Genomic DNA, 14,553 nt, shown 5'->3' on the forward strand with positions numbered 1-14,553 from the left:
ATGGCAGCTAAAGACGTAAAATTCGGTAACGACGCTCGCATTAAAATGCTACGCGGCGTAAACATCCTTGCTGATGCAGTGAAAGTGACTCTGGGCCCTAAAGGCCGTAACGTAGTTCTGGACAAGTCTTTCGGCTCTCCAACTATCACTAAAGACGGTGTTTCTGTTGCACGTGAAATCGAACTGGAAGACAAGTTTGAGAACATGGGCGCACAGATGGTTAAAGAAGTTGCCTCTAAAGCGAATGACGCTGCGGGTGACGGTACCACGACTGCAACAGTATTGGCTCAATCTATCATCACTGAAGGCCTGAAAGCGGTTGCCGCAGGCATGAACCCAATGGATCTGAAGCGCGGCATCGACAAAGCGGTTATCGCAGCGGTAGAAGAGCTGAAAAAACTGTCTGTACCTTGCTCTGATTCTAAAGCAATTGCTCAGGTAGGTACTATCTCTGCAAACTCCGACTCAACCGTTGGCGAGCTGATCGCTCAAGCGATGGAAAAAGTCGGTAAAGAAGGCGTTATCACCGTTGAAGAAGGTTCAGGCCTGCAAGACGAGCTGGACGTTGTAGAAGGTATGCAGTTTGATCGCGGCTACCTGTCTCCTTACTTCATCAATAAACCAGAAACTGGTTCTATTGAACTTGAAAGCCCATTCATCCTGTTGGCTGACAAGAAAATCTCTAACATCCGTGAAATGCTGCCAGTTCTGGAAGCCGTAGCGAAAGCCGGCAAGCCACTGCTGATCATTGCAGAAGACGTTGAAGGCGAAGCCTTGGCGACTCTGGTAGTCAACACCATGCGCGGTATCGTTAAAGTTGCAGCGGTTAAAGCACCTGGCTTCGGCGACCGTCGTAAAGCTATGCTGCAAGACATCGCGACCCTGACTGCGGGTACTGTTATCTCTGAAGAGATCGGTCTGGAACTGGAAAAAACCACTCTGGAAGATCTGGGTCAGGCGAAACGTGTTGTTATCAACAAAGACACCACCATCATCATTGATGGCGTAGGCGATGAAGCTGCAATCCAAGGCCGTGTGGCTCAGATTCGTCAGCAGATTGAAGATGCAACTTCTGACTACGACAAAGAAAAACTGCAAGAGCGTGTTGCTAAACTGGCTGGCGGCGTTGCCGTAATCAAAGTGGGCGCCGCAACTGAAGTTGAAATGAAAGAGAAGAAAGCACGTGTTGAAGATGCTCTGCACGCAACTCGTGCCGCAGTAGAAGAAGGCGTAGTAGCGGGTGGTGGTGTTGCACTGATTCGTGCAGCTCACGCTATCGCTGGCCTGAAAGGCGATAACGAAGACCAGAACGTGGGTATTAAAGTTGCTCTGCGTGCGATGGAATCTCCACTGCGTCAGATCGTGGTTAACGCGGGCGAAGAAGCCTCTGTTATCGCGAACAAAGTTAAAGCGGGTGAAGGTAGCTTCGGTTACAACGCTTATACTGAAGAATACGGCGACATGATCGCGATGGGTATCTTGGATCCAACTAAAGTGACTCGTTCTGCTCTGCAGTACGCAGCCTCTATTGCTGGCCTGATGATCACCACCGAGTGCATGATCACTGACCTGCCGCGTGATGACAAAGGTGCTGATATGGGCGCTGGCGGCATGGGTGGTATGGGCGGCATGGGCGGCATGATGTAATGCTCCCGGCCTTTCTGCGGTCTTTGGTGCTTTTTCGCTAAAAAGTAGTTAAAGGCAGCAAAAGGTAAAGCTGTTGATAAAAGCGAGTAGGGTGACCTGCTCGCTTTTATTTTGTGAAGACTGTAATTTAAATTGTATTAAGCACTAAATCTGTTGCTTCTGATCTCTGTCATAACCACGCCACAACTGAGTTCTACACTCAATTCTTTCTGACCTACATTTTGCAATCTAACGTCCTAAAGCGGCTTTATTCTATGTCTGTGTGATGATTGCTGGACTTTTTTTATCTATCACGCTGATTTAATGTGTAAACTGTTATACCCTTCATATTTGTTGTTACAGCAGTGTTAGCGGCGCTCGTTATTCGGTCTATTCATGGACCTCACCTCTGAGAGGCGGCTGCAAACAGCGTTCAAATCTGCTTTTGGTAGATTTGTCACCCGAATCACTTAGTTTTTATAAGTTCATCGGGGTTACCTTGCTGTAACACCTGATATTGTTGGTATATGTTTCTCAGAACATTGTGTCTGGATAGTTTCGGCAACGGATGCCTAAGCGGCAGCGGTGCTTTCTGGTAATCTTTAACGTGATTCTCAAACGTCGAATGGGGAAAAAAATGCGGATTAATGTGTTACTAAGAAGTAATGTTTTACTAAAGATTAAGATATTATTTGGCCTTTCAGCCGCACTGTTGTTGGCGGGTTGTAGCTCCTCTAACCCATTGAGTTCGGCGGGTGAGCAAGTGAAGTTTTCTGATACTCAGCCCGGCAGTGAGTGCCAGCTAGTCGGGCAAGTAACCGGTACTCAAAGTAACTGGTTATCAGGTCAGGGCGGGGAAAGCAGCTCAATGCGTGGTGCAGCAAATGACCTGCGTAATAAAGCAGCGGCAATGGGTGGCAACGTCATCTATGGCGCAACCAGCCCGAGTGAAACCTTCTTATCAAGCTTTGCACCACTAGAAAGTAAAATGGTTGGCCAAGTTTATAAATGCCCTCAATAGCTCAAATGTAGAGGTATTAGTGGCTGTGCTTTGTTATACGTTTTTTCATCGTAAACAAAACAGGGGATACCTTATGGTGTCTCCTGAGTTTTATTTAATAGATGATAGGTTATTGAGATGAGTCTGCGCGTGCCTTGCACGGTCAGTGATTAATTTTGCGTCAGTCTCAAATCCAATGGTGTTTTACTTGGTTCTCCACCGACTTCCCTTGTGAGACGCGGTACCAGGTAACCGGATACACGGCTTAGTAAACCTTTCATCAATTGCCGCGCTTCGTCATCGTCGACCATAAAGTGGGCTGCGCCCTGTACTTTATCCAATACATGGATGTAATAAGGCAAAATTCCGGCATCAAATAAGGCATTGCTTAATGTTGCCAGTACATCCGCATCATTATTCACCCCACGCAGTAATACACTCTGGTTTAATAGCGTCACACCTACCTGCTTCAACCGTGCCATACTGTCTCGTAGGGGTTGGTCTATTTCGTTGGCATGGTTGATATGTGTCACCATTAATACCTGTAACCGTGAGCTTCCCAACCGTTGACACAGGGTTACAGTAATACGGGCAGGGATCACCACCGGTAATCGGGTATGAATACGTAACCGCCGGATATGCTTTATATCCTCCAGTTGATCCAGTAACCAACTGAGTTCGTGATCTTTTGCCATTAACGGGTCACCCCCTGAAAAAATGATCTCGTCCAGTTCAGGGTGTTGACGAATATAATCCAGTGCTTGTAGCCAGTTAGTTTTATTGCCTTGATTATCCTGATAAGGGAAATGGCGGCGGAAGCAATAGCGGCAATTGACTGCACAGCCACCTTTGACCAACAACAGCGCGCGGTTACGGTATTTATGTAACAGGCCTGGAACGACGCTGCGCTGTTCATCAAGTGGATCGCTGGTAAAACCGGGAGCGGCAATAAACTCTTCACGCGCGGTCAGCACCTGAAGTAATAAAGGATCTGATGCATTTCCCGGTTGCATACGAGCAACAAAAGCGCGGGGCACGCGCAGGGGGAATAAACGACGAGCACCGGTGCCTTGTTGCAGGTGGGGGTGTTCATTTAAGAACAAAATACGTAGCAATTCGTCCGGATCAGTAATTACATCGGCGAGTTGTTGCAACCAATCTTCTCTAATTGGCATGTTTCGGGTTACAATACTTGCCATTTTTTAGGCTTACTACCAGTTTCTTGAGGACCATCATGGCCAGTTATTATAGCAACGATTTTCGTCCCGGTCTTAAAATCATGTTCGAGGGCGAACCTTATGCAGTTGAGTCGAGCGAGTTCGTAAAACCCGGCAAAGGCCAGGCTTTTGCTCGTGTTAAGATGCGCCGCCTGCTGACTGGTGGGCGCGTTGAAAAGACCTTTAAATCAACAGATTCTCTGGAAGGTGCTGACGTTAATGATATGAACCTGACTTACCTGTATAACGACGGTGAGTTCTGGCATTTCATGAATAACGAGACTTACGAACAGCTGCAAGCTGATGCCAAGGCCGTTGGTGATAACGGTAAATGGCTGATTGACCAAGCTGAATGTATCGTAACTCTGTGGAACGGCCAGCCAATTACTGTGACCCCACCAAACTTTGTTGAGCTTGAAATCGTTGATACTGATCCAGGCCTGAAAGGCGACACTGCGGGTACGGGTGGTAAGCCTGCAACCTTGAGCACCGGTGCCGTGGTTAAAGTGCCATTATTCGTACAGGTTGGCGAAATCATCAAAGTTGATACCCGCTCTGGCGAATATGTTTCTCGCGTGAAGTAAGCCGTGATAGCTAGGTTTGTAATAGCCAGTTTGTAATAGCTAGGTTCGTAAGAACTAAGTCGTAATCAATCGCGCTAAGAACGAAAGGAAACCGCTTAAACGGCGGTTTCAGACTGCTGACAAACCCCGATGACTCGATCTTGAACGGTGAGGATAGGCAGAAGAGTAAAGAGTCCGCGCCAAGGATGGCGCGGCTCGAGCCCCCAGGGAAGGCTATTTTTATACAGGGAAGCCGGCGTCTTTACGATCTGCCTGTTCTCTCCGTCGCGGGCACTTTGTCAATAACCTCAAACCGCTTAAACGGCGGTTTTCTGTTATCTGGCGCTAGCAATATTGCCGCTAATTATTGAGCGTGATAATGTATTGTTCTTATCTCTCCGCTGGCTGGGACGACCCAGTTACGCATCTGTTTTTCGGGGACGGCCCCGCCTGAGCGAGGTTGTTACCATGGCTTGGATTATTCTGGTTATTGCTGGTCTATTAGAGGTTATTTGGGCCATTGGCTTGAAGTATTCTCATGGGTTTTCGCGGCTGACGCCGAGCATCATTACCCTTGTGGCGATGGCTGCCAGTGTCTTTCTGTTGGCCTATGCGATGAAAAGTTTGCCAGCAGGCACGGCTTACGCTGTTTGGACTGGTATTGGTGCGGTAGGTACTGCCATTTTAGGGATTGTGCTACTGGGGGAGTCAGCCAGTCTGGCGCGGATATTAAGCTTAGGGCTGATTCTGGCAGGGATTATCGGTTTGAAGTTAGCATCATAAAGCTTGTGTCATCACGTTATGTGTCATAAGGCGGCAAGGCCCTTCACTGGTGGCCTACGGAGGTCAAGTGAGCTGTGAAGTTATGACAACCGAACTGATCGCTTTAACCAAAGAACGGCCTGCCAGAATAGCAGGCCGCTAATACTGTATGAGTGACTATGACTACAGTGTCAGCACACCGATAAAAGTGACCACACTCAAAATTGCCGCAAGGCCATAAAATACCCATTTCCCTGCCGGGACGTGGATTTTCAAATCATGCATGGCATGGTGAATACGGTGTAAACCGCACCATAAAGGCAAAATGACCATCAGCAGCAGGAATACCCGGCCAATAAAGCTCTGACAAAATGCCAGAATACGTTCGTAGCTCAGCGCGTCACCTGGGAATGCACCCAATGGCAATAAAATAGCGACCAGCAGAATAATCGCTGGGGCAATAATTGCACCCCACATGCCACCAGCACCAAACAGACCCCAGAAGATCGGTTCATCGGAGCGTTTAGGGACTTGATTCATCTTTTTCTCCTCCGGGTTAGAGTAAGGCGACGGCCAGGATAATCGCGCTAGCCATGACAGTCACAACCCATAGCGCCTTAATCACTGGCTCTGGACTCATTTTTTCGCTTTTAACGATAATATTGACCGCTTTCGGTGCCAGCTCAAACCAAGTTTTGGTGTGTAGCAGCGCGGCGAATAGCGTAAGGATATTCAGAAATAGCACCAGCGGGTTTTGCAGGAAGCCGATAAACCCTTCCCACCCTTCGGGGCCACTCTTCAGTGCGAATACACCGTAAATCAATAGCACACTAAACCACACGGCTGGAATGGATGTACCTTCACGCAGCATATAAAAACGGTAGAAACCGAGCTGTTGCCACCAGTTTGGTGCCATGGTTCGAACATAAGCTTTACGTTTGGTTGTCATTGCTGTCTCCCCTCCCTTATTGTGGTTTCAGCATAGCGATCATAAAGTCTTTCGCACTTTCGACCTTGCCCTGCTGGATAGCAGCAGCGGGATCAACGTGTTTTGGACAAACTTCAGAACAGTAGCCGACGAAGGTACAGCTCCATACGCCATTTTTACCGTTTAGCTGAGGCATACGCTCTTTCTTACCGTGGTCACGGCTGTCCAGATTGTAACGGTGCGCCAGGGTGATTGCGGCGGGGCCAATAAACTCAGGGTTTAAGCCAAACTGTGGGCAGGCGGCATAGCACAAACCACAGTTGATACAGCCGGAAAACTGATGGTATTTCGCCATCTGGGCTGGTGTCTGCTTATTAGGCCCATCCTTGGGTAGACGTTCGTTGCCAATAATATAAGGTTTGATGGCTTCCAGACTTTCGATAAAGTGAGTCATATCAACTACTAAATCGCGTTCAATCGGGAAGTTACCCAGCGCTTCGACTTTCATCCCCGCAGTATATTCCCGCAGGAAGGTCTTACAGGCGAGTTTCGGCACCTTGTTGACCATCATGCCGCAGGAGCCACAAATCGCCATTCGACAAGACCAGCGATAAGATAGATCCGGTGCCAGGTTATCTTTGATATAACCCAGTGCGTCGAGTAGAGACGTCTGTTCATCGTAAGGCACTTCGAAAGTTTCAAAGTGAGGTTCGCTATCACGTTCCGGGTTATAGCGCATGACTTCCATTTTCAGGACGTTCATATCAGTCATTCGCTTGCTCCTTATCCTTTAAATCTTGTGCATCTTTTGCGTCTTGGGCGGTGGCTTCGCCACCATAGACCCGCTTGGCCGGTACCAGTTTGGTGATTTTCACATCGCTGTATTCAATACGCGGTGCACCACCCGGCGTATGGAAGGCTAAGGTGTGTTTGAGGAAGTTAACGTCATCACGTTCGGTACAGCCTTCGTCCAAACGCTGGTGGGCACCACGAGATTCTTTACGATTGAGCGCAGAATGTGCCATGCATTCGGCCACATCCAAACCATAACCCAGCTCAATGGTGTAGAGCAGATCAGTATTAAATACGCTGGAGTTATCAGTGATTTTCACACGTTTGAAACGTTCTTTCAGCTCGGCCAGTTTATCCACGGTTTTCTGCATCAGTTCCGGTGTACGGTAAATACCGCAACCCTCTTCCATCGACAGACCCATTTCATCGCGAATCTTAGACCAGTTCTCAGTTCCTTCCTGTTTCATCAAATTGCTCAGGCGGGTTTCCACGTCACGAGTTTGGGCATCCAGTGCGCTACCATTTGCTGGGCCGCTTTCCATAGCCCGTAAAGCCGCTTGTTCACCGGCCACACGGCCAAATACCACCAGTTCAGCCAATGAATTGGAACCTAAACGGTTAGCGCCGTGCAGGCCAACAGAAGAGCATTCGCCGACCGCAAACAAGCCTTTGATTCGGGTTTCACATCGCGGATTGGTTTCGATACCGCCCATGGTGTAGTGCGCGGTTGGGCGTACAGGGATGGGGTCTTTAACCGGGTCAACACCGACATAGGCTTTTGCCAATTCGCAAATAAACGGCAGGCGCTCAAGTAGTTTTTTCTCACCCAGATGGCGTAAATCCAGATAAACTACATCACCACGTGGCGTCGCAACCGTGCGGCCAGCACGCCATTCATGCCAGAATGCTTGCGAAACTTTATCCCGCGGGCCTAATTCCATGTACTTGTTTTTAGGTTCACCGAGTGGCGTTTCAGGCCCCATGCCGTAATCCTGCAAGTAACGATAGCCGTCTTTATTAACCAGAATTCCGCCTTCACCACGGCAACCTTCAGTCATCAGGATGCCAGAGCCCGGCAAGCCCGTTGGGTGATATTGTACAAATTCCATATCCCGCAGTGGAACGCCATGGTGGAATGCCATCCCCATACCATCCCCGGTAACAATACCGCCGTTGGTGTTATAACGATAAACCCGGCCAGCCCCCCCTGTGGCCATGATCACGGCGTTCGCGCGGATTTGTACGCGGGTGCCTTCCATCATATTCATGGCAACTACACCGCGTGCCTGACCATCGTCTACCAGAATATCCAAGACGAAATGCTCATCAAAACGCTGAATTTGCGGATACTTAAGGGAGGTTTGGAATAGGGTGTGCAGCATGTGGAAACCGGTTTTATCGGCAGCAAACCATGTGCGCTCAATTTTCATACCACCAAAGCGGCGGACGTTAACCGAACCATCCTCTTTGCGGCTCCATGGGCAGCCCCAAATTTCTAACTGTGCCATTTCTTCGGGGCAACTGTGGACAAAATGGTCAACAACATCTTGTTCGCATAACCAGTCACCGCCCGCAACGGTATCGTGGAAATGATAGTCAAACGTATCGTGGTCCTGTGTGACGGCAGCTGATCCCCCCTCGGCAGCCACGGTATGGCTACGCATTGGGTAAACTTTCGAGATCAAAGCAATCTTCAGTTGGGGGTTGGCTTCCGCTGCGGCTATTGCTGCACGTAAGCCAGCACCTCCGGCCCCGATAATGGCAAGATCGGCGTTAAAGGTTTGCACTGCGCTTCTCCATTGTTCAAGTGAAAATCTTATACCCTCCGTCCTTGTCGTTACAGGGTGTTAGCTTACGGCCTGGCTGTAACGCCAATGATTTTGGGTATATAAAGTGAGTCATTATTCTTTATGTATTCTTAATATTATTATTCCGCCAACTTATTTCTCGGCGGTTAAGTTGATGATATTAAGCATAGCTATTTCTTACTTTTTGTATGGGAATAATTATACCCAATGATAAGTCGCAGAAATTTGATGTGATCGATTGTTTTGTTTTATTTGAACCACCTCAAATGCATTACTGACAAAAATGTGATCCCAAACAGGATATGCTGGGAAACGCATTTTTTTACAGAGTGAAATGCTAAATTCAGGCCGAGAATTCGGCGGGTGCGTGACAGATTTGTCTGGGGCGCGGGATACGGGTAGACTGCATCCCCTGTTTGATTTCGGAGTTAACCACCATGAGCGAAACGGCAAGCTGGCAGCCAAGTGCACCTATCGCCAATTTGTTGAAGCGCGCAGCAATAATGGCAGAGATTCGGCGCTTTTTCGCTGATCGGGGCGTATTAGAAGTAGAAACGCCAACCATGAGCCAAGCGACAGTGACGGACATTCATTTAGTTCCATTCGAAACCCGGTTTGTTGGCCCGGGCGCTGCCGATGGTTTGACGCTGTACATGATGACCAGCCCGGAATATCACATGAAGCGGTTGTTAGCGGCTGGGAGTGGCCCTATCTATCAACTGGGGCGCAGCTTCCGCAATGAAGAGGCTGGCCGCTATCATAATCCTGAATTCACCATGCTGGAATGGTACCGCCCTCATTATGATATGTATCGTTTAATGAATGAGGTGGATGATCTGTTGCAGCAAATTTTGGATTGCAACAGCGCGGAGACTTTATCCTATCAGCAGGCATTTTTGCGCCATTTAGATATTGATCCGTTGTCTGCTGAAAAAGCACAATTGCGTGAAGTGGCGGCAAAACTGGATTTAAGCAATATTGCAGATACCGAAGAAGATCGCGATACGTTGCTGCAATTACTGTTTACTGTGGGTGTCGAACCTTATATTGGCCGGGATAAACCAGCATTTATTTATCATTTCCCGGCATCGCAGGCTTCTCTGGCTGAAATCAGTACCGAAGACCATCGTGTAGCGGAACGCTTTGAGGTTTACTTCAAGGGGATAGAACTAGCGAATGGTTTCCGAGAGCTGACTGACGGTGATGAGCAACTACAACGCTTTGAGCAGGATAACCGTAACCGTGCGAAACGGGGCTTACCGCAGAATCCAATCGATATGAATCTCATCGCAGCGCTTAAGCAGGGCTTACCGGATTGTTCAGGCGTGGCTTTAGGGGTTGATCGCTTAGTGATGCTGGCGTTAAATGCGGAAAGGTTGAGTGATGTTATTGCCTTCCCTGTCAATATCGCCTAATTCCCCTTCGTCCTTGGCGCTGCAGCGGTGTTAGCGGCGTTCACTTACAAAAACAAATGCCCTGACCAGTGAAGGCGCAGGGCATTTCTATTTCTTACTCACTGAGATTACAAGCTACCCGGTGTACGGCTGCGGGCCGAAGAAATAACACGTCCAGTGCCGCGGCCCAGAGTTTCCAACCGTGCCTGGAACGGTGGGAATGGCAGGGTAATACCGTGCTCACGGTAACCAGCCAGAATCAACTGATGGATTTCATGGCGCAGTGGCATCCGGTGGCCCATTTCAGCGGCATAAATACGCAGTTCGAAAATCTGAATCCCTTGCTGTAGATCGACCAGATAGACCTCTGGAGGAGGGGTATCCAGGACTAACGTGCAGCGCTGGGCCGCAGTCATTAATACGTTAGTGACTTCCTCACTGCTGGTTTCCGCAGGTGCCGGAACGGTTAGTACCACACGAGTAATGGAATCCGAGAGTGACCAGTTAATAAATTGCTCGGTAATAAAAGCTTTATTCGGCACAATAATTTCTTTGCGGTCCCAATCGGAAATTGTGGTGGCGCGCGTATTGATTTTAGTCACGCTACCGGTGAGATCACGAATGGTTACGGTATCGCCGATTCGGATCGGCTTTTCGAACAGAATGATCAGGCCAGAAACAAAGTTGGCAAAAATCTCCTGTAAACCAAAACCCAGACCTAAACCGAGTGCGGCAACCAACCATTGGAACTTCGCCCATTCAATCCCGAGTAGGGAGAACCCAAGCAAGCCACCAAATAAGATCACCAGATATTTGGTGATTGTGGAAATGGCATAGCCGGTTCCCGGCGTCAGATCCAAATGCTGTAACAGTGCCAGCTCCAGTAATGCGGGCAGATTACGCACCAACTGGGCGGTGATAATCAGCACCAAGACGGCGATCAATAAAGATCCCATGGTGATCGGCTGTACTGATTCAATACCGTTGATGGTGGAAGACACATCCCACAAGCGAATGTTTTCCAAGAAGCCAAAAGCGGAATGAATTTCAGACCACAGCGCGATCACTGAAACCAAGGCTATCATGGTCAGGATCGACCTAACTAACCGTAAGGATTGGGCGCTGATCACATCCAAATCAATGATTGGCTCCTCGACATCAATCGAGCCTTCGGTGCTGTTACTGTGTGGCGAATCTTCCTCACCACGGGCACGCTGCGCGAGAATATCGGCGCGGCGCTGCTTGGCGCGATCAAAGGCAATACGCCGCCGCTGAATCAGCATCCAGCGGCGGATAATATGATAGACCACCAACAGGAAGAACCAGATAGCGACCGAGGTCTCCAGACGTGCCAGCAGCGCTTGTGAGGTGGTGAGATAGCCTAATGCTGAGGCCAGTGCCGCAATTAATGGTGCTGATAGCAGTAGCCCCCACAGCGCCACGTTAATAATATTCTCACCCGAACCTTTTTTATCCAGATACAGCGGAATACCCGCCCGTTTCAGGCTGTTTGTGACCAAACTTAATGCAATACACAGCAAAATAAAGCACAGCCGGCCCAGTGTCCCAGCAAATTCACGGTCGTTATAATTTTCAAAAGTAATCAGTGCCATCATCAAGGGGACAATCAACCACACTGACAGACGGTAAAAACGCATTGCTCGCGCAACTTGTGTGGGCGACCAGCGGAAGTGAGTAATAAACAACCCGTGCGGATGAGCAAATGAGGCGCTGATCATAAACACCCAGAGCACGGGCACGGTGGCGGTGACGGCATTGCCAATCGCAATGGCCATCGGATATGACCAGGCATTTTGCAGGCCATAACCCAGAGCCGCCCATAAGACTGGCAAGGGGAGAGCCATCAGAATTGACCAGAATACCGTACGTAATGTCAGGGAGAAGTGGTCCTGCGTCACTTTGCCCACCCGGCTACTGGCACGCTCAAGAAAGGCATGGTAGTGGCGGCGTGAGCTAATACTGAAACCGACAAACAGCAGGGCAGCGATAATGGGCAGCAGGGTTTCCTGGCTAGTCATCATCATGACAAAAGCGCCACTCAACTGTGACAAGGTATCCAGTGACAGTAGGCGAGTTAGGTCTTGAGCCACGGTAATGGGATAAGAAAGCGAAATAGGGCTGACATCTGCCACCCAGAACAGATAGCGGTGAGTCGCTTCACGTACCCCATTTAATGCGTCAACCAACTGACTGTTGGCCACTTTTAGTTTGGTCAGTTCCAGGATTTGCGTGTCATAGCCTGAAAGCAGAGAATTCAGTAATTCGCTCTGTGTCCGCCATTGGGCATCCAGAATACGTTGCTGATCGGGCGTGAGCGGGGTGCCATCATCCTGTTTTAATGTGGTTTTCTGTTGCTGTAACTTTTCCAGCATATCTTCATATTGCAAGCGCTGAACTCGCAACTGTGCCATATCACGATCCAGTTGCTGGGATTTGGGCATCTCTGGCAGCCTAGCGACCTGCGCTCGCAGGGTTTCCCCTAACACTGTTGAGACCCCAAGCCATTGAGCCTGTTCACGGATGGTGTTTAGTGCTTGCCGGACTTGTTGAGTTTGCGCGACAGCCTGGCGTTGCTGGGAAGAGATAAGATCAATCCGCTGTACCTGCTGATTAAGCGCCTGAGATAACTCACGGTTTCTTTGTAACTGCTGGATGATAGATTCGGGTAAATCCCCCCCTTGCTCTGCCAGCAATTCTGTCCGCTCAAGTGCCTGTTCCGCGGCTTGCTGGCGTTGATTATTCAGGTTATTACGTAGGGATTGGAGCTGAGCTTGAACCCGTGCTTCGCGCTTTTTGTATAATTCTACTTGTAGCCGAGACAGCTCCTGCCGGTTATTGGCAGACAGTTGTGAAAGCTCTAATTCATTGACTTTGGCTTTACGAGCCACGGCTTCAGCTTGCAATAGCGTAAGCTGAGCCTGAGCGACAGGCGTCGAGGGATTACTTTGTGACTGAATCCGCGGGCCGATCTCTGCGAGCATTCGCCGGGCTTCGGACTGTTGTTGTGGTAATTGCCCAAGGGATTCACTGATTTCCCGAGCGCGGTCTTGCTCTTGCTGTGATAAACGGTTTAGCTCCAGCAACTGACTGCTGACTTGTAGCACCTGTTGTTCCAAATCAGATGTGGACAAGTTGCTGGGGACTGGCAAAGGTTTATCACCTTCCTGAGCTAATTGCTGACGTAACTCGCGAGTAAGTTTAGGAAAATCATCAATGGCTTTTTGATACTGCTGGGCGCGTATATCTGATTCTTTTGCATCTGCAAGCCAGCTAAGAGCCGCTTGCAGCGCCTGAACAATCTCTGCCTGATTCGGTGTCGTTTTATTGGACTCAGCCAGCTTTAGCTCTTGCCGCACTTGCTCTTCGTTAGGCTGAGTTGCCGCATGTAGCGGCATTAACAGGAAAAACGACAGTACCAGACCAAAAGACCATGAAATTATCGGGCGCACGTAAGAGCTCCTTAACATCGTGTTACGTCGTCAGCATCATGCTAGTAAGAAGGGGTAATAGGAGCCGCTTCGGCTAAGACTTCACCCATACGGGTAACCGCGCCGCTGTTTAGCTGTGGTGCGAAATACACTTTACCTTCAGCAAACAGGTTAATAACGGTTGAGCCTAATTTAAAGCGCCCCATCTCTTGGCCTTTCTCTAGGGTGATAGCCCCTTCACTGCCTGCTTGCGGGTATGTCCAACGGCGGATAACGCCTTCCCGTGGTGGGGTAATCGTCCCTGCCCATACGGTCTCTATACTGCCAACAATGGTCGCACCCACCAGAATTTGGGCCATTGGGCCAAAGGCGGTATCAAAGATACAAATAACGCGTTCGTTACGGGCGAACAAATTAGGAACATTGGCAGCGGTTAACGGATTGACCGAGAACAAATCCCCTGGCACATAAATCATTTCGCGTAGCACACCATCACATGGCATATGCACCCGGTGGTAGTCTCGGGGAGCCAGGTAAGTGGTGACAAACTGCCCATTTTGGAATTCAGCAGCCAGCAGATAGTTACCGGCTAATAGGGCTTCCAGACTATAATTATGGCCTTTCGCCTGTAAAATTTGCCCCTCTTGGATGGCCCCTAACTGGCTTATTGCACCATCGGCAGGTTGGGCTAACAGGTTTTCTTCAGCCACAACCGGGCGTACACCTGCGCGTAGTGGGCGAACAAAGAATTCGTTGAAGGTACGATAAGCAGAGAATTCAGGATCCTGAGCTTCTTTCATATCGACTTTGTAATAACGGGCAAAAGCTTTGATGACCAACTGAGTCAACCAGCCGCCTTGCTTATTCGCTCCCCAGCCTGCTAGTTGTGTTAGCCCTTGTTTCGGAAGTAAATATTGTAATTTGATTTTGATACTGTCTAGCACGTCAACCTCTTGGGTAAACCGTTAGATAAAATAAGGGGGCGCATTGTATCGCTCTGCGCCCACCCTGTCA

The 14,553-nt window shown here is 49.2% G+C and carries 12 protein-coding genes and 1 pseudogene; 6 read left to right on the forward strand and 7 right to left on the reverse strand.

The window, feature by feature from the left end; genetic code table 11:
- Complete coding sequence (gene groL / locus AC971_RS12925) at positions 1 to 1,647, forward strand: chaperonin GroEL (RefSeq protein WP_025382354.1); 1,647 nt, start codon at positions 1 to 3, stop codon at positions 1,645 to 1,647.
- A 616-nt stretch (positions 1,648 to 2,263) separates the two neighbouring features.
- A complete protein-coding gene (locus AC971_RS12930; protein WP_025382355.1) occupies positions 2,264 to 2,647 on the forward strand; it encodes a DUF4156 domain-containing protein in 384 nt (127 codons plus the stop codon).
- A gap of 149 nt (positions 2,648 to 2,796) precedes the next feature.
- On the opposite strand, the gene epmB is transcribed toward AC971_RS12930, so the two are convergent.
- The gene (epmB, locus tag AC971_RS12935; RefSeq protein ID WP_025382356.1) at positions 2,797 to 3,825 is read right to left on the reverse strand and encodes an EF-P beta-lysylation protein EpmB; all 1,029 of its coding nucleotides are present in this window, start codon (positions 3,823 to 3,825) and stop codon (positions 2,797 to 2,799) included.
- Positions 3,826 to 3,860: 35 nt separating this feature from the next.
- Between epmB and efp the strand changes: the two genes are divergently transcribed.
- Both efp and sugE read left to right on the forward strand, forming a co-directional pair.
- Entirely contained in the window at positions 3,861 to 4,427 is a 567-nt protein-coding gene (efp, locus tag AC971_RS12940) for an elongation factor P (RefSeq protein WP_025382357.1), read from the forward strand.
- Positions 4,428 to 4,874: 447 nt separating this feature from the next.
- Positions 4,875 to 5,189, forward strand: coding sequence for a quaternary ammonium compound efflux SMR transporter SugE (sugE, locus tag AC971_RS12945; RefSeq protein WP_002228124.1), 315 nt, complete (start codon positions 4,875 to 4,877; stop codon positions 5,187 to 5,189).
- Positions 5,190 to 5,351: 162 nt separating this feature from the next.
- On the opposite strand, the gene frdD is transcribed toward sugE, so the two are convergent.
- Genes frdD through frdA form a run of 4 tightly spaced genes read right to left on the reverse strand, consistent with a single transcriptional unit; the run spans position 5,352 to position 8,675 of the window.
- Positions 5,352 to 5,708, reverse strand: coding sequence for a fumarate reductase subunit FrdD (frdD, locus tag AC971_RS12950; RefSeq protein WP_025382358.1), 357 nt, complete (start codon positions 5,706 to 5,708; stop codon positions 5,352 to 5,354).
- 16 nt (positions 5,709 to 5,724) lie between these two features.
- On the reverse strand, positions 5,725 to 6,117 hold the full coding sequence (gene frdC / locus AC971_RS12955; protein ID WP_025382359.1) for a fumarate reductase subunit FrdC: 393 nt from the start codon (positions 6,115 to 6,117) through the stop codon (positions 5,725 to 5,727).
- A gap of 16 nt (positions 6,118 to 6,133) precedes the next feature.
- Positions 6,134 to 6,868: a succinate dehydrogenase/fumarate reductase iron-sulfur subunit gene (locus AC971_RS12960; RefSeq protein ID WP_025382360.1), complete on the reverse strand. Its 735-nt coding sequence runs from the start codon at positions 6,866 to 6,868 to the stop codon at positions 6,134 to 6,136.
- A complete protein-coding gene (frdA, locus tag AC971_RS12965; RefSeq protein ID WP_025382361.1) occupies positions 6,861 to 8,675 on the reverse strand; it encodes a fumarate reductase (quinol) flavoprotein subunit in 1,815 nt (604 codons plus the stop codon). The genes AC971_RS12960 and frdA overlap by 8 nt, the downstream gene beginning before the upstream one ends.
- A 106-nt stretch (positions 8,676 to 8,781) precedes the next feature.
- Between frdA and AC971_RS22070 the strand changes: the two are divergent.
- Positions 8,782 to 8,974, forward strand: a pseudogene (locus tag AC971_RS22070) (hypothetical protein).
- Between the two features lie 159 nt (positions 8,975 to 9,133).
- A complete protein-coding gene (epmA, locus tag AC971_RS12970; protein WP_025382362.1) occupies positions 9,134 to 10,111 on the forward strand; it encodes an elongation factor P--(R)-beta-lysine ligase in 978 nt (325 codons plus the stop codon).
- Positions 10,112 to 10,218: 107 nt separating this feature from the next.
- Here the strand turns inward: epmA and mscM are convergent, their stop codons facing one another.
- Positions 10,219 to 13,560: a miniconductance mechanosensitive channel MscM gene (mscM, locus tag AC971_RS12975; protein WP_025382363.1), complete on the reverse strand. Its 3,342-nt coding sequence runs from the start codon at positions 13,558 to 13,560 to the stop codon at positions 10,219 to 10,221.
- 41 nt (positions 13,561 to 13,601) lie between these two features.
- A complete protein-coding gene (asd, locus tag AC971_RS12980) occupies positions 13,602 to 14,483 on the reverse strand; it encodes an archaetidylserine decarboxylase (protein WP_025382364.1) in 882 nt (293 codons plus the stop codon).
- Positions 14,484 to 14,553 lie beyond the last annotated feature (70 nt).

Source organism: Yersinia similis (genome assembly GCF_001053095.1).
In the GTDB taxonomy this organism is placed as follows: domain Bacteria; phylum Pseudomonadota; class Gammaproteobacteria; order Enterobacterales; family Enterobacteriaceae; genus Yersinia; species Yersinia similis.